Annotated in this window: 20 protein-coding genes and 1 tRNA gene; 10 read left to right on the forward strand and 11 right to left on the reverse strand. The window is 68.3% G+C overall.

Going from position 1 to position 21,805, the window contains the following annotated elements; all coding sequences use genetic code 11:
• Window positions 1-72 precede the first annotated feature (72 nt).
• The 5 genes from gloA2 to AC5P56_RS05550 form a co-directional block, all read right to left on the reverse strand.
• A complete protein-coding gene (gene gloA2 / locus AC5P56_RS05530) occupies window positions 73-477 on the reverse strand; it encodes an SMU1112c/YaeR family gloxylase I-like metalloprotein (RefSeq protein ID WP_014647959.1) in 405 nt (134 codons plus the stop codon).
• Window positions 474-1,544, reverse strand: a complete 1,071-nt coding sequence (locus AC5P56_RS05535; protein WP_046431895.1) for a serine hydrolase domain-containing protein — start codon at window positions 1,542-1,544, stop codon at window positions 474-476. Before AC5P56_RS05535 ends, gloA2 begins: the two co-directional genes overlap by 4 nt.
• A 16-nt stretch (window positions 1,545-1,560) precedes the next feature.
• Window positions 1,561-3,501, reverse strand: a complete 1,941-nt coding sequence (locus tag AC5P56_RS05540) for a DUF885 domain-containing protein (protein ID WP_111207089.1) — start codon at window positions 3,499-3,501, stop codon at window positions 1,561-1,563.
• Window positions 3,502-3,595: 94 nt separating this feature from the next.
• Complete coding sequence (locus AC5P56_RS05545; RefSeq protein WP_126411235.1) at window positions 3,596-4,381, reverse strand: queuosine precursor transporter; 786 nt, start codon at window positions 4,379-4,381, stop codon at window positions 3,596-3,598.
• Window positions 4,378-5,061: a DUF502 domain-containing protein gene (locus AC5P56_RS05550; protein WP_014647956.1), complete on the reverse strand. Its 684-nt coding sequence runs from the start codon at window positions 5,059-5,061 to the stop codon at window positions 4,378-4,380. Before AC5P56_RS05550 ends, AC5P56_RS05545 begins: the two co-directional genes overlap by 4 nt.
• A gap of 76 nt (window positions 5,062-5,137) precedes the next feature.
• Between AC5P56_RS05550 and AC5P56_RS05555 the strand changes: the two genes are divergently transcribed.
• On the forward strand, window positions 5,138-6,454 hold the full coding sequence (locus AC5P56_RS05555) for a hypothetical protein (protein WP_126411234.1): 1,317 nt from the start codon (window positions 5,138-5,140) through the stop codon (window positions 6,452-6,454).
• An 8-nt stretch (window positions 6,455-6,462) separates the two neighbouring features.
• On the opposite strand, the gene AC5P56_RS05560 is transcribed toward AC5P56_RS05555, so the two are convergent.
• The 5 genes from AC5P56_RS05560 to trxA all read right to left on the reverse strand — a co-directional run bounded on the left by AC5P56_RS05560 (window position 6,463) and on the right by trxA (window position 12,034).
• Entirely contained in the window at window positions 6,463-7,179 is a 717-nt protein-coding gene (locus AC5P56_RS05560; protein WP_126411233.1) for a hypothetical protein, read from the reverse strand.
• Between the two features lie 47 nt (window positions 7,180-7,226).
• A complete protein-coding gene (locus AC5P56_RS05565) occupies window positions 7,227-7,679 on the reverse strand; it encodes a DUF4442 domain-containing protein (RefSeq protein ID WP_014647953.1) in 453 nt (150 codons plus the stop codon).
• Window positions 7,680-7,746: 67 nt separating this feature from the next.
• Window positions 7,747-9,372: a CHASE2 domain-containing protein gene (locus AC5P56_RS05570; protein WP_069116173.1), complete on the reverse strand. Its 1,626-nt coding sequence runs from the start codon at window positions 9,370-9,372 to the stop codon at window positions 7,747-7,749.
• On the reverse strand, window positions 9,369-11,069 hold the full coding sequence (locus AC5P56_RS05575) for a FecR family protein (protein ID WP_032961938.1): 1,701 nt from the start codon (window positions 11,067-11,069) through the stop codon (window positions 9,369-9,371). Before AC5P56_RS05575 ends, AC5P56_RS05570 begins: the two co-directional genes overlap by 4 nt.
• 107 nt (window positions 11,070-11,176) lie before the next feature.
• Complete coding sequence (trxA, locus tag AC5P56_RS05580; RefSeq protein ID WP_014038035.1) at window positions 11,177-12,034, reverse strand: thioredoxin; 858 nt, start codon at window positions 12,032-12,034, stop codon at window positions 11,177-11,179.
• A gap of 323 nt (window positions 12,035-12,357) precedes the next feature.
• On the opposite strand from trxA, the gene AC5P56_RS05585 reads away from it, so the two are divergent.
• The 9 genes from AC5P56_RS05585 to AC5P56_RS05625 all read left to right on the forward strand — a co-directional run bounded on the left by AC5P56_RS05585 (window position 12,358) and on the right by AC5P56_RS05625 (window position 20,285).
• A complete protein-coding gene (locus AC5P56_RS05585) occupies window positions 12,358-12,957 on the forward strand; it encodes a DUF998 domain-containing protein (RefSeq protein WP_046431876.1) in 600 nt (199 codons plus the stop codon).
• A gap of 105 nt (window positions 12,958-13,062) precedes the next feature.
• The gene (leuS, locus tag AC5P56_RS05590) at window positions 13,063-15,705 is read left to right on the forward strand and encodes a leucine--tRNA ligase (RefSeq protein ID WP_046431889.1); all 2,643 of its coding nucleotides are present in this window, start codon (window positions 13,063-13,065) and stop codon (window positions 15,703-15,705) included.
• Window positions 15,706-15,842: 137 nt separating this feature from the next.
• Window positions 15,843-16,418 carry an LPS-assembly lipoprotein LptE gene (locus AC5P56_RS05595; RefSeq protein ID WP_041863673.1) on the forward strand — a complete coding sequence of 192 codons (576 nt, stop codon included), beginning with the start codon at window positions 15,843-15,845 and terminating at the stop codon, window positions 16,416-16,418.
• A gap of 12 nt (window positions 16,419-16,430) precedes the next feature.
• Window positions 16,431-17,468, forward strand: coding sequence for a DNA polymerase III subunit delta (holA, locus tag AC5P56_RS05600; RefSeq protein WP_032961944.1), 1,038 nt, complete (start codon window positions 16,431-16,433; stop codon window positions 17,466-17,468).
• A gap of 3 nt (window positions 17,469-17,471) precedes the next feature.
• On the forward strand, window positions 17,472-18,137 hold the full coding sequence (gene nadD / locus AC5P56_RS05605; RefSeq protein ID WP_134809155.1) for a nicotinate-nucleotide adenylyltransferase: 666 nt from the start codon (window positions 17,472-17,474) through the stop codon (window positions 18,135-18,137).
• A 58-nt stretch (window positions 18,138-18,195) separates the two neighbouring features.
• Complete coding sequence (rsfS, locus tag AC5P56_RS05610) at window positions 18,196-18,606, forward strand: ribosome silencing factor (RefSeq protein ID WP_005418109.1); 411 nt, start codon at window positions 18,196-18,198, stop codon at window positions 18,604-18,606.
• A gap of 66 nt (window positions 18,607-18,672) precedes the next feature.
• Entirely contained in the window at window positions 18,673-19,143 is a 471-nt protein-coding gene (gene rlmH / locus AC5P56_RS05615) for a 23S rRNA (pseudouridine(1915)-N(3))-methyltransferase RlmH (protein WP_005418108.1), read from the forward strand.
• Window positions 19,144-19,165: 22 nt separating this feature from the next.
• A tRNA-Asn gene (locus AC5P56_RS05620) sits at window positions 19,166-19,242 on the forward strand.
• A gap of 77 nt (window positions 19,243-19,319) precedes the next feature.
• Window positions 19,320-20,285, forward strand: coding sequence for an alpha/beta hydrolase (locus AC5P56_RS05625; RefSeq protein WP_288496727.1), 966 nt, complete (start codon window positions 19,320-19,322; stop codon window positions 20,283-20,285).
• 49 nt (window positions 20,286-20,334) lie between these two features.
• Here the strand turns inward: AC5P56_RS05625 and arcD are convergent, their stop codons facing one another.
• Entirely contained in the window at window positions 20,335-21,756 is a 1,422-nt protein-coding gene (gene arcD, locus AC5P56_RS05630) for an arginine-ornithine antiporter (protein ID WP_049442504.1), read from the reverse strand.
• Window positions 21,757-21,805: the final 49 nt, after the last annotated feature.

The following is a 21,805-nucleotide window of genomic DNA, read 5'->3' on the forward strand; positions in this document are numbered from 1 at the left end:
ATGACGTTTCCGGTGGCGGCGATGGGGTCAGATCCCTTTTCCGTCGGAAAAGGGATCTGACCCCCGGGGACGTCAACCGGCTTCGTACAGCTCCAGCGGCAGGTCGTCGGGGTCGGCGAAGAAGGTGAAGCGGCGGCCGGTGTACTCGTCCACGCGGATCGGTTCGCACACTACGCCGTGCGCTGACAGGCGCTGGATGAAGGGTTCCAGCGTGGCCACGCGGAACGCGAGGTGGCGCAGGCCCTGGGCTTCCGGGCGGCTGGGACGGGGCGGCGGCGAGGGGAAGGAGAACAGTTCCAGCTGGCCGCCGTCGGGCAGGGCCAGGTCCAGCTTCCAGGAATCGCGCGCGGCGCGGTGGTTCTCGGCCAGCACGCGCAGGCCGAGGATGCGCACGTAGAAGTCTTTTGAACGTGCGTAGTCGCTGCAGATCAGTGCGGCGTGGTGGATGCCCAGCAGGGCACCGGAATCGGCGGTCATTGCAGGGTGTCCAGCCAGCGCTGGGCGATCTTCAGCGCCAGCGGATAGGGTTCGGGGTCGTTGCGGTTGGTCAGAACGATCACGGTCAGGTGTTTTTCCGGGTGGCGCACGATCACGTTGCGGAAGCCGATGCTCTCGCCGCTGTGCCATTGCACGGGGCCATTCAGCCGCCAGCCGAACCCGTAGTGCGGTACATCCGGTTCGGGCGTCGATGTGGCGGGGCTGAACATCGCGCGGCGCGAGGCCTTCGACAGCAGGCGGTCGTCGTACAGCGCCGCATCCCAGCGGGCCAGGTCGTCCAGCGAGGAATAGATGCCGCCATCGCCGAGCACGGCGCTGGTGGTGCTCTGGTCGGTGCGCCGCCAACGGCCATCGATCCAGCTGTAGCCATAGGCGCGTGCGGCGATGGTATCGATGCCGTCCTGATGGGCCACGGTGTGGGCCATGCCCAGCGGGCGGAAGATGCGCTGTTGCAGGAAGGCTGCGAAATCCTGGCCGGAGGCGCGGCCGACGATCAGTGCCAGCAGCGCATAGCCGCTGTTGCTGTAGTGGTACTGCGTGCCGGGCGCGAAGTTCAGCCGGTCCTGGCGCGACAGCAGGGTCAGCACATCGGCGTCATGCACCTGCCGAGCATCAGCCGGGTCCATCAGGTCTTCGTAGTCGGGCAGGCCACCGGTATGCGAGAGCAGCTGGCGGATGGTGATGGCGGCCGCAGCCGGGGGCAGTTCGGGCAGCCATTGCCGGGCAGGTTGGTCCAGCCCGAGCCGGCCATCTTCCACCAGCAGCAACACCGCCGCAGCGGTGAACTGCTTGCTGACCGAGGCCAGCCGGAAGTTGCTGGCCGCGGTGACCGCCGTGCCGTCCTCCACCACCGCCAGGCCATAGCCGCGCCGGAATACCGGTTTGCCGTCATGCAGCACCAGTACGGCGGCGCCGGGCACCTGGCCGTCGTAGGCCTGCATCAGGCCGTCGATGCCCGCATCCGGTGGGGCCAGCACCGGTGCGGCAACGGTGGCCAGCGGCAGCAGGCCCAGCACGGCGGCGAACAGGGCGACGGCAGGACGCATGGCGGCTCCGGAAGGCTCAGGGTGACGGGGCGGGCGTGGCGCTGGCCGGCTGGGCCATCCAGCGTTCCATCTTGCGGTCCAGCACGTCCAGCGGCATCGAGCCGTCCTTCAGCAGTTCGGCGTGGAAGCGGCGCAGGTCGAAGGCGGCGCCCTGGCGCGCCCTGGCCTTGTCGCGCAGGGCGACAATGGTGGTCAGGCCGGCCACGTTCGACAGTGCCTGGCCAGGCTGGGCCATGACCCGCTCGACTTCGGCGTTGGCATCGTCGCTGCTCATGTCCACGGTCTTCTGCAGGTAGGTGACAGCCTGCTGCTTGCTCCAGCCCTGGGCATTCACGCCGGTATCGGCCACCACGCGGGCGGCGCGCAGCAGGCGCGAGTACAGGTAGCCGATGCGGTCGTAGGGATCGGTGTAGATGCCCAGGTCCTCGCCCAGCGTTTCGGCGTACAGGCCCCAGCCTTCGACGAAGGCGAGATCGCCACCGAGGCGGCGGAAGCGCGGCAGCTTGGCCAGCTCCTGTTGCAGGCCCAGCTGCACGTGGTGGCCGGGGATCGCTTCATGCAGGTACTGCACCGGCACGGTCCAGCGCTTGCGGCCGGGCAGGTCGCGGGTGTTCACGTACAGCACCGCGGATTGCCCGGGCAGTGCCGGCTGGTAGGCAGCGGCAGCGGCGGTGAGCGCACGCTCCGGTTCCACCGCGCGTACGTCCAGCGGCGCCTTGGGCAAGGTATCCAGCACCTGCGGCAGGCGTGCGTTGACCTGCTGCTGCACCTGGCGGTAACGGTTGATCAGCGCATTGGCATCGCCGTACTGGAACTGGCGGTCGTTGCGCATGCTGCGCAGCAGCTTGGTGGGGGTGCCGCGCAGCTTGGCATCCTTCATCACCGTGGCGATCTGCGCCTGCAGTTCCTGCACGCGTTGTTCGCCCAGCGCGTGCAGCTGCGCGGCGGTCTGGTCGCTGGCGGTGGTCTGCACGATCAGGCTGGCGTACCAGGCCTGGCCATCGGGCAGTGCGCCCAGGCCGCTGCTGGCGCGCGTGGCCGGCAGGTATTCGGTGGCGATGAAGCCGCGCAGGGCGCGATAGGCCGGCATGATGCGCAGTTCGATCATGCGCTTGTACTCGGCGCTGATGCGCGCCTTGTCCTCGGCCGGGATGGTGTTGGGCATGGTGCGGATCGGCGACCAGAAGATGCTCTCTTCGGCGGTCGGCTTGATCACCGCATCCAGTTGCGGCAGCACTTTTTCCATCAGGTCGCGCGGCTGTACCACGCCGGCCTTCATGCCTTGGCGCATGTTGTCGATGGCCTGGTCGAACAGTTCGGGAATGCCCAGCGAACGGCGCGACCAGGTGTCGTAGTCCTGCACGGTGTTGAATGGCTGCGCGCCGGCACCGGCACCGAGGATCGCCATGATGCTGCCGATGTTGTAGTACTGGCTGATCGGCATCATCCAGCTCGGGTAGCGCTCGGCGGCCAGCGAGGCGCGTGCGTCGCGCACGAAGATCTCGTAGCTGAGCAGGTCCTGGCCCTGCAGGCCATCACTGCCGAGCTTCTCGACCTTGCCCAGCCATTGCGTGGTGAAGTCGTGCGACTGCTGGCGCCAGGCGGCGGACAGGATGTTGGGCAGCTGGTCGTTGTAGCGGGATTCGCCCTGGAAGGTGGCCTGCAGCGGGTTCAACCGCATCGAGGCATCCCAGTACTCGTCGTACAGGCGCTCCAGCTGTACCTGCTTGGGTACGGCACGGGCCGGCGCCACCGGACGCGGCGCGGCGCGGCGTGCCGAGCTGCCACGCGCCGGTGCGGTGGCGCGGGCGGGCCTGGCCTTGGGCTTGGCAGCCTGGCGGGTCTGCGCGGCGGCAGGGCGGCTGGCCTTCTTTTTCGCTGCTTCGGCCGACGGCACGGCACTGAACAGGAACAACGCGGCGATGGCGGCGGCCAGGGCGCGGGTGGGATGCGGCATCAGGAGCTTCCGTGGAACACAGACCGTGGAGCTTGCACGATCCGGCCGCGTACGGCCAGCGTGAAGGCGCAGTCAGCTTGCCGCCGCTGGGGCTTCAGTCAGCCGCCGCCGCCGCGCGCAGCGCAGCGGCCCTGTCTGCGCCCAGATAGCGGGTGATCGCACGCCGCATCAGGTACAGCACCGGAATCAGGGCAATTGCAAAGCCCATCTTGTAGATGTAGTTGACGCTGCTGACGGCCAGGAACAGCGAGGTCGGCCAGTGCTGCGGGCCGAGCACGAAGGCGATCCAGATCACCACGAAGCTGTCCACCACCTGCGAGATCGCGGTGGACCCGGTCGCACGCAGCCACACGTGGCGCTCGCCGGTGGCCTGGCGGATGCGATGGAACACCGCCACGTCGATCAGCTGGCCGAGCAGGAAGGCCACCAGTGAACCGGCGATGGTCCACATGCCCTGGCCGAACACCGCTGCGAATGCGGCCTGGTAGTCCGGCACGCCGTGCCCGTCCATGGAGGTGACCCACCAGCTGGCCGGCGCCAGCGAGATCGCCGCGAAGGCGAACAGGAAGCCATAGGCGATCAGGACCACGGCCAGCCACGAGATGAAGCGCACGCCGCGCTTGCCGAAGAACTCGTTGATGGTGTCGGTCATGATGAACACCACCGGCCATAGCAGGGTGCCGGCGGTGAAGCTGAGCGAACCAGTCTGGCCGAACAGGTTCCAGTTCAGCGGATCGATGCCGAGGGTGTCTTCCAGCGCGAAGATCTTCACTCCGATCAGTTCGGCCAGCACCGCATTGCCGCAGAAGAACGCAGCCAGCACGATGAACAGCAGGACCGCGCGGTCCTGCAACGGGCGCTCGATCGGCGCCGCGGTCATTCGCTGCGATCGCCGGCGCGCGTGAACGGAACGCTGGACGGCGCGACGGCGCCGCCGGAAATGATGAAGCTCATGGCCTGGTCGACGGTCCAGTCGGTCGGGGTCAGCAGTTCCACCGGCACGATTTCCAGGTAACCCGAAGTCGGGTTCGGCGTGGTTGGCACGTACACCGCGGCCAGTTCACGGTCGGTGCCGTGTTCCTTGATCACGCGGGTGACCAGCCCGACCGACTTCATGTCGCGGTGCGGGAAGTCGATCAGCACCACGCGCTGGGTGCTGCCCGGTTCGGTCTGCAGCATGTCCAGCAGCTTCTTGGCGCTGTCGTAGATGATGCTGGCCAGCGGAATGCGCTTGATGACCGCGCCGACCCAGCGCAGCAGGCGCTGGCCCAGCACGCGGCGGCTGGCCACGCCCACCGCCAGGATCACCAGCAGGGTGGCCAGCAGGGCGATGGTGTTCTGGATCCACTCGGCCCGGACCCAGCCGAGGTAGTGCGGAAAGCTTGTCGCGATCTGCTCGGAAAGTGGCACCACCAACGGGCTGGAAATGCCCGACAGCAGCACGAACACGAACTTGACCACGACCCAGGTCAGCCAGATCGGCAGCAGGGTCAGCAGGCCGGTCAGGAACAGGCGCTGCAGGGAGGGGCGGGGGACCAGGGCGGGGGCTTCGAGCGACATGTGCGCATTGTAGCGGTCACGGCCGCTCGATTACGCTGAGCAATCGACTGCGGCAACGGCACATGGAAGGGAAGCTGTGTTGAAGATTCTGCGCGGACTGGGTTGGACCCTGGCAGGCCTTCTGGTGCTGGCCATCGTGGTGTGGTGCGCCTCGCGCATGTGGCCGGTGCCGGAATCGCGGCTACAGGCCCAGCAGCGCCTGCAGGCCCGCCTGCCTGTCCACGGCCACAACGGTTTTGCGCTGCTGTGGACGCTCGCGTTCGACGATCTGGACGCGCGCCAGCGCGAACAGGCCCTGGCCCGCGACGTGCAGCGTTGGGAGGCCGATCCGCGCGGCAATGGCGGCGCCGGACCGCAGCTGGCGGAGGACCATGACGCGCTGCGATCACGACCGGCGGCCAGCTGCGGGCCGACCGCCAGTGACTGCCTGGGCCAGGTGCGCGCCGACCCGCAGCGCTTCGTCGATGCCCACGCTGGCCACCAGCAGCTGCATGCGCGCCTGGACCAGCTGGCCGATGCGGACCACTTCGTGTCGCCATTCCGGCCCAAGGGCGACGGCATCCTGGTGCCGATGCCGACCTATGGCCTGATGATCGATGCCACCAGCGCACGCGCGCTGGCCTATGTGCAGGGCGATATCGACGGTGCGCTGCGTGGCAGTTGCAGGGGGCTTCAGCTGGGCCGGCGGCTGGTGACGGGCGGCAGTTACCTGGTGGAGAGCATCATCGGTGCCAGCCTGGTGCAGGCCAATGCCCAACTGCTGGCCGACATGCTGGTCGAACTGCCGGCCGACCATCCGTTGCCAGCGGAATGCGATCAGGCAATGCAGCCGATGCTGGCCGCCGAACAGAGCCTGTGCCGTGCGATGCAGGGTGAGTACGCGATGAGCCGGGCTGCGATCGAAACTTCGGCGCAGGAATTCAGCGGGGTGCTGGTCCTGGATCGCAGCAGCACCCTGGCGCGCGCGGCGGGCAATCTGGGCTGGGCCTGCGGCGCGGCGGCGATGGCGGCGCTGGAAGCGGATCGCCCGCTGCCGGTGCCGGCACCGCCGCAGCATGACTTTGGCTGCCTGTCGAACATCCTGGGGTGCGTGCTGACCGATATTGCCCGCCCGGTCTATCCGGCCTATTCGTCACGGACCCAGGATGCCGCCGCGATGGTGCGGCTGATCGGCGCGCAGCGCTGGCTGCGGCAGCAGGCGCAGGATCCGGTGGATGCGCTGCAGCGCCTGCCTGCGCAGTTCCGCTCGCCGGTGCGGGCACCGCAGCTGTCGGCCGATGGCCGCCGTCTGCAGGTGCCGCGGCGTTCACCGTCGCGCAGCACCGACGAGAGCCCATGGCTGTCGGTGCCGCTGGTGATGGAGAACGCCCCGGCCGCTGCTGCGCGCGACTGAGCAGCGTCTCAGTCGCTGCCCGCCAGCGGATCGAATGCCCAGCCATCACCAATGGTCTGCAGCGTCCAGCGGCGGCGGCTGTGCAGGGCCTCCCAGTGCACGCTGTCCTTGTCGTCCTCGATGCTGCCTTCGCTCCGCTTTACCCTGCCGGTGGAGAAGTTCACGCTCACCGACTCGGTCTGCCCGGAATTGCGCATCACCGAATTCTGGTCGTAGCCGATCAGCGCAAAGGCATCGTCCTGCCAACGGAAGGTAAAGGCGGTCGTGCCCATTGACCAGCTGCCCGCGCTGGCGAATGAAAACAGTGCGACCTTCAGGGTGCCCCGCTGGATGCTGACGCCGCCGTCTTCGAGCGGGTCGCTCATCACCGGATTGTCCGGGCGTGGTATCAGCTGGTGGTCCTGCACCGCCAGCACGTAGCCTGACGGGCGCGACCACGCCACGGCGAGAATGCGCGGGTTGCTGTCGTACGGCGAGGGACCCAAGCCATCGTGCTCGATGACGTTGCGTGGCGCCTGCTGACGCAGCACCAGCACCAGGTCCGCGCGGCCATCCTGGTCGAGATCGCCTTCGACGCTCGATTCAAGTGCCCAGCCCTGGGGGACGAAACCGGCGGCATTGGCCGCCTGGGCCGGCAGCGTCGGATACTGCACCGGTGGCAGGTCGAGGGCGTGGGTGGTGAAGGACAGCAGGGTCAGCAGTGTGGCAAGCGCATACGGGCGCATCGGAGCCTCCATGGCAGGGAGGCCGAGGATAGCGCGCGCGTGCTGGATCAGCGTGCGTGCGGCTTCAACCGCAGGTACACCTGCTTGCGTACCTGGGCGACCACTTCGCCGCTTTCGTCGACGACATCGTTGCTGAACCAGCGCAGCACCTTTTCGCCGCCGGCCGCTTCGGCACGCAGTTCGGCCAGCAGTGCATCATCGATGCGGAACGAAGTGCGCACCGTGCCCCGGCCAGGCTTGAGGAAATCGATCGCACCGGCCCGGTCCCAAACGTAATAGTCACGGCCGAGGATGTGCAGCAGGCCCAGCATCCAGAATGGATCGGTCATCGCGAACAGGCTGCCGCCGAAATGCGTGCCCACGTAATTGCGGTTCCACGGCCGCAGTCGCAGTGCCACGTCGATCTGCCGGTAATCGGGCGTGATCCGGGTGACGTGGATGCCGGTGAACAGGAACGGCGGCCAGAGGTTGATGCCGAAGCGGAACAGGCGGGCGTTCATGCGGGTCCGGGGCGCGAGGCGAGGTGCCCAGTCTAACCATTCGCATGCGTATGTTGCACCCCGGGAGTCACGTCCCGCCGTCGATCATGAACCCGTCGCGGCCGTTGGCCTTGGCCTGGTACAGGGCGGTGTCGGCGCCTTCCACGAAATGGTGCGGTTGCAGGTCACCGTCGGGCACGCGGGTGAATACCCCGATGGTGAGCGTGACGCCGTCATCGCTGCCATCGCCCGGCGCCGGCAGTGCACGCACGCAGGCAATCAGGTCCTCGATCACCCGGCGCGCGCCCTCGGCCGGCGTATCCGGCAGCACCAGTGCGAATTCGTCGCCACCGTAGCGCGCCGCCATGTCGCGCGGGCGGCGCGCATGGGCGCCGATCAGGCGGGCGACATCACGCAGCACGCGGTCACCGACCTGGTGGCCATGGCGGTCGTTGTGGCGCTTGAAGTGGTCGACGTCGATCAGCGCCAGGCTCAATGGCTTGCCACTGCGCCGCGCGGCGTCGCATTCCTGCTGCAGTGACTGCTCGAAGCGCAGGCGGTTGCCCAGGCCGGTGAGGGCATCGCGGTTGGCCAGGCGGTGCCAGGCCGAGATCCGCCACACCGCCCAGACCAGCAGTGCCAGCACCACGCCCAGCATCGCGCTGGCCGGTGCCCACCACAGGTCACCGGTGCGCAGCAGCAGCCAGCTCAGCAGCGGCGGCATCGGCAGCGAACACAGCGCGACCAGCCACGGCAGGCGCAGGCCGAGCAGGATCACGCACAGCGCCACCAGCACGCCACTGATGGCGTGCTGCCAGGCGTGCGGCAGCACGTCGATCTGCTTGTGCTGCAGCAGCATCGAGGTGATGTTGGCCTGGTACTCGCTGCCGCTCATCCAGAACTCGCGGGTGGTCGGGGTCAGCAGGCGAGGCGCGATGCCGCTGGCCGTCATCCCGACCACGATGCGGCGGCCATGCAGCATCGCTCCATCCACGTGCCCATCGAGCACGTCCGCATAGGACACCTGCGGCAGCCGCTCGGGCGGGCCGGCGTAGCGCACGCGCACGTAATCATCGCGACGCCATTGATAGGGCGAGCCCAGCGCCGGGTCGGGGTCGGGCAGGCCGCGTACCGCACCCGCCGGCAGGTCGGCCAGTGCCAGGCCCAGTGCCGGCCAGTGCGGCCGTCCGATACCGGCGTGCAGATAGACGCCGCGGGCGACGCCGTCCCCATCCACCTCGACATCGGTGTGGCCGATCGCGGCAGCACTGGCGGCGATCTGCGGGATCGGCAGCATTTCCTCGGCCATGCGGTCGCCGGCCGCCGGTGCCGCCAGCACCGGCAGCACCACCCGGCCGTTGCGTCGGATCGCGGCCGCCAGCTCATCATCCTGGCGGCTGTCGCGACGGTCGGGTTCGGACAGCATCAGGTCCAGCGCAACGCGTTCGGCGCCGGCATCGGTCAGGCGGTCCAGCAGGCGGGCATGCACCGAGCGCGGCCAGGGCCACTGGCCGATACGCTGCAGGCTGCCTTCGTCGATGGCCACGATCAGCACGCTGGGGTCGGGGCGGTAGTCCCAGTTGCCGACCAGTGCGTCATAGGCCGCCTCGTCCTGCCGCCACAGCCATTGGCCCTGGCTGGCCACGATGGTCAGCACGCCGGCCAGCAGGGCCAGCAGGATCCGCTTCGACCATGGCAGCGGCGAGCGCCTCACAACAACAACCAGAGCAGCAGTGCACCGCCACCGGCGCCGTAGCACAGGCGGCATGGCAACGGGATCTGCTGGGCAGGGGAGAACTCGCCGGCGTGGCCGTCATCGTCGATGTACTGCACGCGCACGTGCAGCGTGCCGCTCCACGGGCGCTTGAAGCTCACCTGCGGCTGGGCCACGGTTTCATCGATCAATGGGGCCTTGAAGTCACCGCGGCGATCCACCTGCACCCGGTAGCGCTGTCCTTCGCTGCCGGCCTGCCAGCGCAGGGTGAGCTCGCCGTGCGCGGCCTCGGGCGGTTGCAGTGCCGGGTCCACCGGCTCGTTGCTCAGCTGCAGCGGCAGCGCCTGGCCATAGCGGCCCTGGTGGCCTTCGGCATCGCGCGAGGCCACGCGCCAGTAGTACTGTCCGGGCGGCAGCGGTTGCGCCAGGCGCAGGTCGGTCGCATGGGTAGCCTGCTCCTGCAGTGGCTGCCGGAAGCTGGGTTCGGCGGCGATCTGCAGCACGCTGCTGCGTGCACCGGGGGCCTGGCTCCAGCGGAAGCGCGGGCGGTCGCTGTTGATCGTCTGCCCATGCAGCGGCGATACGGTCAGCGGCGGCGGTGGCTGGTCACTGAGCTCGAAATCGGCGCTCGCATCCAGGCCTTCGACGCCCTGTGCGTCGACCGCGCGCAACAGGAGGCGCAGCTGGCCGGGCGGCAGGTCGCCGATCGCCAACCGGGTGTCGGCGGTGGTGGTGGCGAACAGCAGGATCTCCGGCGTTGCCGCCTGCACCACTTCCACCCGGTAGTGATCGGCGCCAGTGACCGGTTCCCAGGCAAGCAGGGTCGGCAGCGGCGCCAGGCGCAGCGCGTCATTGCGCAGCGCCGGCGCCGGCAGCAGGGCCGAGACCGCGGCGGGGGCCGCATCGGCGCTGCTGCTGCGGGTGGACTGCCCCGGCCGTACCAGCCGCTGGCCATGGGGGTTGCCGACCTGCACCTTGCCCTGCAGGACCTCGGTGGCGCCGACGTGCCCGGTATCCCCGGCGCTGACCCGGAACACCGTGCCGCGCACGCTGCTGGTCGCGGTGGGTGCATCGATGATGTAGCGCGAGGCCGGGCCGCGCGCCGGCGTCACCCGGTTGCTGGCGCGCCCCTGCTGCAGGCGCAGGCGGGTGTCGACCATGCCGGTGTGGCCATAGCGGCTGAGCTGGTCCAGGCGCAGGCGCGAGTATTCGCGCAGCTGCAGGCGCGAGGCATCGGCGAATTCCAGCGTGATGCTGGAATCGCCCTCGGTTTCCACGGTGTCACCGATATGCAGCTGCTCGCCGGCCTGGAGCGCACGGGTCGCCGTGCCATCGGCACCGGACAGCTCGACCTTGCCGCGCACCGACAGCACCCGGGCCGGCGCCGGTTCGGTGCGCAGCCAGCTGATCGGGAAGCGCAGCAGCTGGCCCGGCGGCAACTGGTAGGGGTTGTCGATGCGGTTGTGCTGCTGCAGCTGCTGCCAGCGTACCGAGGGTTTCAGGTACAGCCCACCCAGGTCCCACAGGGTGTCGCCGGGCCGGACCCGGTAGTTCCAGTCCTGGGCGCCGGCGATGGCAGGCGGCAGGAGGAGGGCGCAGAGCAGGGCGCCCGTTAAACGCATGGCGAACGACAGAGAGCGGACGACGGTCACAGTTTGCAATCCCGGCAATGCGGGGGTGCAGCTGCAAGACCCCATGGCCCCGACCTCATCCCCCCGAACGGATCGTGGCGACCGCAAGGCCGCCAGCGCGCGCATTATTGCCCGCGTTCAGTGCAGGGATTCTGAACGGAGCGGGCTTCCGTTCAGAACAGCAGCGACGCCATCCTGCGGCGGTACTGGCCCACAAGGTCCTCGTCGGAGATCACATTGAAGGCGTCGATCAAGGCTTTGCGTGGCAGGCCCTCCTCGAATCCACGGTCGATCCGCAGCATTTCCAGGAACTGCGCCAGGGCGGCCTCGTCATGCCCGCCCAGCAGCAGCTGCACGCCGCGCAGGTGGCGGGCCTTGAGATCCTTGCCATCAGCGGCGATGCGGGCCTCCAGCACCTCGGCCGCCGGGGCATCCTTCAGCGCAGCGGCGAAGGCCAGGCGGGCACGGGCGCGCACGGCGCGGTCGTCGGTGGCCAGATTGGCCGGCAGGCCGTCGATCAGGGTACCGGCCTCGTCCACGCCGCCGATCTGCAGCAGGGCCAGGGCCAGGTCGAGCTTCAGCTCATCCTTGTCCGGCTCGGCGGCGATCTGCGCGCGCAGTACGTCGACCTGCGCCTGCGGGTCCAGCGGGGCGTCATCTTCAGGGGCGGCATCGCCGACATCGGCCGGCACGATGCCGTGCTGGGCCAGGAATTCACGCAGCTGGCCTTCCGGAATGGCGCCGGGGAAGCCGTCCACCAGCTGGCCGCCCTTGACCAGGAACACGGTGGGCACCGAGCGGATCTGGAAGGCCGCCGCGATCTGCTGTTCCTTGTCGACATCGACCTTGGCCAGCTCGAAAGCGCCGTTGTACTCGGCAGCCAGCTTTTCCAGCATCGGGCCCAGGGTCTTGCACGGCCCGCACCAGGTGGCCCAGAAGTCGACCAGCACCGGCGTCTGCAGCGACTTCTGCAGGACTTCGGCCTCGAAGGTCGCAGTGGTGGCGTCGAATACGTAGGTCGTCTCGGTCATGGGGGAGGCATCGCTTGGCATCTGGAGACCGATTCTATGGTGACGATCGATGTCGGTCTCAACCCTGCCATCACGGAGTACGCCCTCGAGTGGTGCTGGCGGGCCGGCAGGGGCGCAGTGCAGCGTGTGGATCACCCACTAGCCGGAGGCGACAGGCTTCGATGGGGAGGCGCGCTTGCGACAGGGCGGAACTGCCATGCCTCGAGCATCACGGTAGGCGCAGCAGGCGGATATTGAAGTGCTCTGAAATGCGCCGCGCTTGGCGCATCGCGCCGCTGCCGCGACAATGCCGTGGTCCATTCCTTTCCGGGTGATTGCGCGCAATGTCCGTGGTCCGGCTTGATCGTTGGTTGGGGCTGCTTGCGGCAGTCGTATTCGTCCTGGCCGTGGCCGGCTTCGGTGCCGGCCTGGACGGCTATGCCCAGGCTCGCCACCCGGTGGCGCTGCTGGGTGCGCGCGGTGTACCGCATGCGCTGGCCTTCAATCTGCTGGGTTTCGTGCTGCCCGGCGTGCTGGCGGTGGCGGTGGCTGAACGCCTGCGCCGCAGTCTGCCGGCCACTGCTGGCTGGGCGCCACGGGTCGGCAGCCAGATGCTGCTGCTGGCCGGTCTGGCCTTTGCCGCGATGGGGCTGCTGCCACTGGACGTGGATGACCTGCATGGGCCCGCCAGCCAGCTGCATGCCAGCGCCTGGATGATCTGGGTGCTGGGTTTCGTCGCCGGCACCGTGCTGCTGGGCGTGTCCCATCTGCGCCAGGCGCATGGCCGGGCCTCGGGCGCAGTGGCCCTGGGCTGCGGCGTGCTGGCCGCGCTGGCGGCGTTCGCCCTGCAGGGCACACTGCCGGCGCCGATGGCACAACGGCTCGCGTTCGCCTGCTGGCTGGTCTGGCTGGCGGCGGCCCTGCCGCTGTCGCGTCCGCGCTGAGACGCCTCCCCGAGCGCCGCGGCGCCGGCGTCCGGCAGGCAGGATTGGAGCCATTTGCCGCACTGCGGTACGCTGTACCGCTTTGCCGCCGCATCCGCGTGTTCCATGACCAGCGCTGAAACCAACGCCTACGACCCGCAGCAGGTTGAATCCGCCGCCCAGCAGTACTGGGACGCCACCCGTGCCTTCGAGGTCGACGAGACTTCGGACAAGCCGAAGTACTACTGCCTGTCGATGCTTCCGTACCCGTCCGGTGCGCTGCACATGGGCCACGTGCGCAATTACACGATCGGCGACGTGATCAGCCGCTACAAGCGCATGACCGGCCACAACGTGCTGCAGCCGATGGGCTGGGACGCGTTCGGCCTGCCGGCGGAAAACGCTGCGATCAAGAACAAGACCGCGCCGGCGGCGTGGACCTACAAGAACATCGACCACATGCGCAGCCAGCTGAAGTCGCTGGGCTATGCCATCGACTGGTCGCGCGAGTTCGCCACCTGCCGTCCGGACTATTACGTCCACGAGCAGCGCATGTTCACCCGCCTGATGCGCAAGGGCCTGGCCTACCGCCGCAACGCGGTGGTGAACTGGGACCCGGTCGACCAGACCGTGCTGGCCAACGAGCAGGTCATCGACGGCCGCGGCTGGCGCTCCGGTGCGCTGGTGGAGAAGCGCGAGATCCCGCAATGGTTCCTGCGCATCACCGACTACGCCCAGGAACTGCTGGACGGCCTGGACGAGCTGGACGGCTGGCCGGAATCGGTCAAGACCATGCAGCGCAACTGGATCGGCCGTTCCGAGGGCCTGGAGATCCAGTTCGATGTGCGCGATGTCGATGGCAGCGCGCTGGACCCGCTGCGCGTGTTCACCACCCGCCCGGACACGGTGATGGGCGTGACCTTCGTGTCGATCGCCGCCGAGCACCCGCTGGCGCTGCATGCGGCGAAGAACAACCCGGAGCTGGCGGCGATGCTGGCCGACCTGAAGCAGGGTGGCGTGTCCGAGGCTGAACTGGAAACCCAGGAAAAGCGCGGCATGGACACCGGCCTGCGCGCGCTGCATCCGGTCACCGGCGAGCCGGTGCCGGTGTGGGTCGCCAACTTCGTGCTGATGGGCTACGGCACCGGCGCGGTGATGGCCGTTCCGGGCCATGACCAGCGCGACAACGAAGTGGCCAACAAGTACGGCCTGCCGATCAAGCAGGTGATCGCGCTGAAGGATGCGCGCACCGAAGAGGAGCGCAACTGGGACGGTAGCCGCTGGCAGGACTGGTACAGCGACAAGAGCCGTGCCTTCGAGCTGGTGAACTCGGCCGAGTTCGACGGCCTGGATTTCCAGGGCGCCTTTGAAGCCCTGGCCGAACGTTTCGAGCGCAAGGCCCAGGGCCAGCGCCGCGTCAACTACCGCCTGCGCGACTGGGGCGTGAGCCGCCAGCGCTACTGGGGCTGCCCGATTCCGGTGATCTACTGCGCCAAGTGCGGCGCGGTGCCGGTGCCGGAAGAGCAGCTGCCGGTGGTGCTGCCGGAAGACGTGGCCTTCGCCGGTACCGGCTCGCCGATCAAGACCGACCCGGAATGGCGCAAGACCACCTGCCCGGATTGCGGCGGCGCGGCCGAGCGCGAGACCGACACCTTCGACACCTTCATGGAGTCGAGCTGGTACTACGCCCGCTACACCTCGCCGGGTGCCCGTGATGCGGTCGACAAGCGCGGCAACTACTGGCTGCCGGTGGACCAGTACATCGGTGGCATCGAGCACGCGATCCTGCACCTGATGTATTTCCGTTTCTACCACAAGCTGCTGCGCGACGCGCGGATGGTGGACAGCAACGAACCGGCGCGCAACCTGCTGTGCCAGGGCATGGTGATCGCCGAAACCTATTACCGCCCGAACCCGGACGGCTCGAAGGACTGGATCAACCCGGCCGACGTGGAAGTGCAGCGCGACGAGCGCGGCCGCATCACCGGCGCCACCCTGATCGCCGACGGCCAGCCGGTGGTGGTCGGTGGTACCGAGAAGATGTCCAAGTCGAAGAACAACGGCGTGGACCCGCAGGCGATGGTCGGCAAGTACGGCGCCGATACCGTGCGCCTGTTCTCGATGTTCGCCGCACCGCCGGAACAGTCGCTGGAGTGGAACGAAGCCGGCGTGGACGGCATGGCCCGCTTCCTGCGCCGCCTCTGGGCCCAGGTGCAGAAGCACGCTGCCGACGGTGCCGCCCCGGCGCTGGATGCCGCGGCGCTGGATGCCAACCAGAAGGCGCTGCGCCGCAAGACCCATGAAACCATCGGCAAGGTCGGTGACGACTATGGCCGCCGCCACAGCTTCAATACCGCGATCGCTGCGGTGATGGAGCTGATGAACGCGCTGGCCAAGTTCGAGGATGGCAGCGAGCAGGGCCGCGCGGTGCGCCAGGAAGCGCTACAGGCGATCGTGCTGCTGCTCAACCCGATCACCCCGCATGCCAGCCACGCCCTGTGGCAGGTGCTGGGTCATGGCGAGACGCTGCTGGAAGACCAGCCGTTCCCGCAGGCCGACAGCAGCGCGCTGGTGCGCGATGCGCTGACCCTGGCGGTGCAGGTCAACGGCAAGCTGCGTGGCACCATCGAGGTGGCGGCCGATGCCGCGCGCGAGCAGGTCGAGGCGCTGGCCCTGGCCGAGCCCAACGCGGCCAGGTTCATGGAAGGCCTGACGGTGCGCAAGATCATCATCGTCCCGGGCAAGATCGTGAACATCGTCGCTGCCTGATGTCCCCGGCACCGGTCACCCGCGCGGTGGCCGGTGCCATTTCATGAGCAGGGCCGGGCGCCTGATGGCCCTGCATTCACGCGGCTTCGGGCACGCTGTGTGTTGCCGTGATCGCCCGGCTCCGCCAGACTGTCTCCATGACCCGAATCCTGCTTGCCCTCGTTCTTGTCCTCGGCCTCGCCGGCTGCGGTTTCCATCTGCGCAACAAGCTGATGCTGCCGACCGACACTGCCCCGGTGAAGGTGGTCTCCACCGCCCCGTACAGTGAACTGGTCAAGCTGCTCAACCGCAGCCTGCTGGCCTCCGGTGCCAAGCTGGCCGATGAGGACAGCAAGGGACCCAACGCCCAGCTGCAGGTGCTGTCCGAGCGCTGGGGTGACCTGCCGATCGCCATCGACTCGCAGGGCCGCGCACAGGAATACAGCCTGCGCTACGCGGTGATCTTCATCTTCCGTCGCGAGGATGGCAGCGAACTGGTGCCGCAGCAGGTGATCGAACTGTCGCGCGACTATGTGTCGCCGCCGACCGACGCCACCGGTACCACCACCGAACGCGAAATCCTGGCCACGGAGCTGCGCCGGGAAATGTCCGCCTCGATCATCCGCCGTATCGACAGCGTGGTCCGCGCCGAGATCGAGAAGGGCGGCAGCCTGTCCGCGCCGAAGGCCAAGCCGATCGAGGGTGCGGTGCCGGCCGCCGACGCCAAGCACTGAGCGGCAGCGACGATGGAACTGCGTCCGGAGCAGCTGGCCAGCCAGGGCGCTGACACCCCGTTGGCGCCGGTGTACCTGATCGCAGGCCCGGAAACCCTGCGCGTGCTGGAGGCGGCAGATGCCGTCCGCGCGCGCGCGCGCGCCTCCGGCATCGGCGAACGCGAAGTGTTCGACGCCGACGGGCGGGATTTCGACTGGAACCAGCTCGACGCCAGCTTCAATGCGCCCAGCCTGTTCAGCGCCCGCCGCCTGGTCGAGGTGCGCCTGCCCAGCGGCAAGCCCGGCAAGGACGGCGCCGAAGTGATCAGCCAGTTCTGCGCCAATCCGGCGCCGGACGTGGTGCTGATGATCACCGCCAATGAATGGAGCAAGGCCCATCAGGGCAAGTGGGCCGAGGCGGTCAGCCGCATCGGCGTGCTGTCGGTGGCCTGGGCGATCAAGCCGCACGAACTGCCGGACTGGATCGAGCGCCGCCTGCGCGGCAAGGGCCTGCGTGCCGACCCGGCCGCCGTGCAACGCCTGGCCGAGCGGGTGGAGGGCAACCTGCTGGCCGCCGCCCAGGAAATCGACAAGCTGGCGCTGTTGGCCGATGGCCAGCCGCTGGATGTGGAGCGGATGGAATCGCTGGTGGCTGACGCTGCCCGCTACGACGTGTTCCGGCTGGTGGAGGCGACGTTCTCCGGCCAGCCGCCGGCCGTGCTGCGCATGCTGGCTGGCCTGCGCGGCGAAGGCGAAGCGGTGGCCGCACTGATGCCGATCGTGATCCGTGAACTGCTGGCCGGTGCCGGCCTGGCCCGTGTGCAGGCCCGTGGCGGCAACCTGGCCGCCGAAATGAAATCGCGTGGCATCTGGGAATCACGGCAGGCGCCCTACAAGCGCGCGCTGCAGCGGCACCCGGAAGGCAAGCGCTGGGAACGCTTCGTGGCCGAAGCCGGGCTGGTCGACCGCATCGCCAAGGGGCGGGCCGACGGCGATGCCTGGCTGGCGCTGGAGCGCCTGCTGGTGGCCGTGGCCGAACCGCGTGCCGTGCGCCTGCTGGCGCGGGCCTGAACGATGAGCCTGCGGATCTATTACGGGGGCACCTTCGATCCGGTGCACCTGGGGCATCTGGCAATCGCGCGAGCCGCCCGGGACGAACTGCAGGTGGCCGTGCGCATGTTGCCGGCAGGCGATCCGCCGCACCGTGCGGTGCCCGGCGCTACCGCCGAGCAGCGCTGCACCATGTTGTCGCTGGCCATCGGCGACGAACCGGGCCTGCTGCTGGACCGTCGTGAACTGGACCGTGCCACGCGCTATCCCGGTCGTCCGTCCTACACCGTCGATACCCTGCGCGAGCTGCGCGGCGAGCTGGGCCCAAGCCGGCCACTGGCCTGGCTGGTGGGCGCCGACAGCCTGCTGGGCCTGTCCGGCTGGCACGAATGGGAGGCCCTGTTCGGGCTGGCCCACTTCGTGGTGGCCGAGCGGCCGGGCAGCCCGCTGCAGGCGTCGATCGACGGTGAACTGGGGCGTGCCCTGCAGGGGCGCTGGGCCGACAACGAACAGGCCCTGTTCGCCAGCCCGGCCGGACGCATCCTGCGCCTGCACCACCCGCTGCGCGAGGAATCGGCCAGCGCCGTGCGCTCGCAGATCGCCGCCTGTGGCCCCTGGCGCGCCCTGCTGCCGCCGGCTGTCGCGGACTACGTCGCTGCACACGGGCTGTACCGCCCGGCCACAGCGTGAATGGCGCCGCCGTGCCATCCCCGTATAATCGCCCCCACGTTTATCGAGTCGATCCATTTTGAGCAACCAGACCCAGCCCCAGACCATCAAGGTCGATCTGCCCAGCCCGCCGCCGTCCGTGCCGGAACTGCTGGCCAGCGTCCGCCAAGCCACCGAAGACCTGAAGGCCAAGGACCTGGTCGAGATCGACGTGCGCGGCCGGTCCAGCGTTGCCGACTACATGATCGTCGTTTCGGGCACCTCGACCCGCCACGTCAAGTCGATCGCCGATGAAGTCGTGCGCTTCGCCAAGAACATCGACGTGATGCCGCTGGGTGTTGAAGGCGAGCGCGAAGCCGAGTGGGTGCTGGTCGATCTGGGCGACGTGATCGTCCATGTGATGCTGCCGCGCGTGCGTGAGTTCTACGCCCTCGAGCGCCTGTGGACCGTTGGCGACCAGCCGCCGTCCAGCGACGACGAAGTGGCCTGAGCCGCACGTTGATGCATCCCTTCGACGGCGCCGATGGCGCCGTCGACGTTTTGGAGGACCGTGTAGATGAAAGCCCGCCTGATCGCCACCGGTGAACGCGCGCCCAGCTGGGTCGCGCAGGGCTTCGCCGAGTACCAGAAGCGGCTGTCGCACTGGCTGCCGTTCGAGCTGGTGGAAATCGAGCCCGGCTTGCGCGGCAAGGGACGTGATCCGCGCCGCGCCACTGAAGATGAAGGCAAGCGGGTCATCGCTGCGCTGCCGAAGAACGCCTATGTGGTGGCACTGGATGTGCCAGGACGACAGCTGAGTTCCGAACAGCTGGCACAGCGCCTGGAGCATTGGCGCGGGCAGGGCCGCGACCTGGCGTTCCTGATTGGTGGCCCGGAAGGGCATTCGCCGGAGGTGTCCGCGCTGGCCGATGAGAAGTGGTCGATCGGACCGCTGACGCTGCCGCACATGCTGGTGCGCCTGGTGGTGGCCGAGCAGCTGTATCGGGCCGCCGCAATGATTGCCAATCACCCCTACCATCGCGCGTGAAGAGTGGTTATACTAGTCGTCTGCCCGAATAGCTCAGCCGGTTAGAGCACTTGACTGTTAATCAGGGGGTCGTTGGTTCGAGTCCAACTTCGGGCGCCACCTTGAGAAACCTGCATCGCAAGATGCAGGTTTTTTTTTGTCGCTACACTCTGCTGCTGCAACCATGGATGCCGATCATGCGCGTGCTGCTGTCCTCGAGCTTCCTGCTGCTGGCGATGGTGCCGTTCGCCACAACGAAGGCCGCGCCTTCCACCTGGCATCCGCCACAGGGCACCACCGAGCTTCCGTTGTGGCCGCAGGGCACGGTGATCGCGCCGCCGAAGTTGAAGGGGCCCGAGCAGGTCAGCGAAGTGATCTCCGAAGCCAGTGGCGAACACTGGATGATGCTGCAGAACGTCGCTGCGCCGACCCTCACCGTGTTTCCACCGAAGGGACCGGCCACCGGCACCGCAGTGATGGTGGTGCCTGGCGGAGGCTATCGGGTGCTGGCGATGGACCTGGAAGGCAGCGAGATCTGCGGCTGGCTGACCGCACAGGGCATCACCTGTGCATTGCTGAAGTACCGGGTGCCAGCCTCTGGCCCGAACTGGGACCCCGAGTGCAACTGCCGCGACATTCCGAAAGTGCCGATGGCCCTGCAGGATGCACAGCGTGCAATGGGCCTGCTGCGCGCACAGGCCGAGCGCTGGTCAATCAATCCCAAGCGGATCGGGGCGATCGGCTTTTCCGCCGGTGGTCACGTGGTGGCGGGACTGAGCACGCACGCGCTGCGCAGCTACGCGCCGGTCGATGCTGCGGATGAGCAACCCAGCCGTCCCGATTTCGCGATGGTGATGTATTCCGGGCACCTGCGGGCAGGGCACGGGAAGGGATTGTCGCTGGTCAGGGACATCACCGTGGATGACAAGGTGCCGCCGACGTTCATCGCGCAGGCCACCGACGATCGCACCGATGACGTGCGCGAATCGCTGGCCTATTACCGTGCCCTGGCGGACGCGGGCGCGCCGGTGGAAATGCATCTGTTTGCACGCGGCGGCCACGCATTCGGGCTGCGCATGAAGGATGCACCGGTCGCGGCGTGGCCGCAGCTGGCCGAGCGCTGGATGCAGGATATCGGCATGCTGGCGGATCGCCAGTTGTAGAGCCGAGCCATGCTCGGCTGCCTGTGTGAAGCCGAGCGCGGGCTCGGCTCTACAGTGCCAGCTCACCTCTGCAGAAGGCCACCAGCGTGGCGATCGCCACCGCCAGGATCGCGCCGAACAGTACCCACTCCCAGCGCGTGAATACCCGCTCGCCGCGCTGGCGCCGGGTCAAAGCGAACAACACCACGCCGGGCACGTACAGCAGTACCGACAGCAGCAGGTTGTCCAGGCCGCCGGCATACACCAGCCACAGCGCATAGGCGCTGGCCAGCAGTGCGACCCCGAAATCGCGCCAGCGCACGCCTGGTTCGCCGGCGTAGGCCTGCCCGCGCCAGGCCAGCTGCACGCCAAACGCGGTGGACAGGAAGTAGGGCACCAGGCTCATCGACGCAGCGAGCAGCACCAGCCCGGTGTAGCTGCCCGAACTGACCAGCACCATCAGCAGGAACAACTGGATCAGGCCATTGCTCAACCACAGTGCATTGGCCGGCACGCCACGCGCGTTCTCGCGGCCGAGGAAGGCCGGCATGGTGCCATCACCGGCGGCGGCATACAGCACTTCGGCGCACAGCAGCACCCAGGCCAGCAATGCGCCGAGCACGGAGACGATCGAACCGATGATGATCACCGTCGCGCCCCATTCGCCGACGATGGCGCGCAGCACGTAGGCCATCGACGGGTTGGGCAGCCCGGCAAGCTCGGCCTGCGACAGCACGCCCATCGACAGCAGGCTGACCAGTACCAGCAGCAGCCAGACCCCGAGGAAACCGATCACCGTGGCACGGCCGACGTCGGCACGGCGCGCGGCACGCCGCGAATAGATGCTGGCCCCTTCGATGCCGATGAACACCCACACGGTCACCAGCATCATGCCGCGCAACTGCTGGCCGAGGTCGCCGAGTGCGGGCGTACCGAGGAAATCGGCGCGGAACACGTCCATGCGGAACGCGCCCGCCGCCAGGATCAGGAACAACGCGATGGGCAGCAGCTTGGCCACCGTCACCAGGCCGTTGACGATGGCGGCCGTGCGCAGGCCGCGCAGCACCAGCAGGTGCACGGTCCACAGCAGCAGTGATGAAGCGGCTACGGCGGCGGGTGTATTGCCTTCACCGAAGACCGGCACGAAGTGGCCGAGGCCACTGAAGATCAGTACGAAGAAGCTGGCGTTGCCGAGCACCGACGCCACCCAGTAGCCCCACGCCGCGGAGAAGCCGATGTAGTTGCCGAAGCCTTCGCGCGCATAGGCGTAGATGCCGGTATCCAGGTCGGGGCGACGATTGGCCAGGGCCTGGAACACGAAGGCCAGCATCAGCATGCCGGCGCCACTGACCGCCCAGCCGATCAAGGCGGCGGCCGGGCCGGCGCTGCGCGCGACGTTCTGCGGCAGTGAAAAGATGCCGGCGCCGATCATCGAGCCGACTACCAGTGCAGTCAACGCGGGCAGGCCCAGCCGTTGCGATGTCGCGGCCATGGAGATCCCCTGCGGCGCGAATGCCGCGAGCATACGGTAGCCATGTCCT

It is taken from the genome of Stenotrophomonas sp. YJH_SMC_131, from assembly GCF_059367975.1.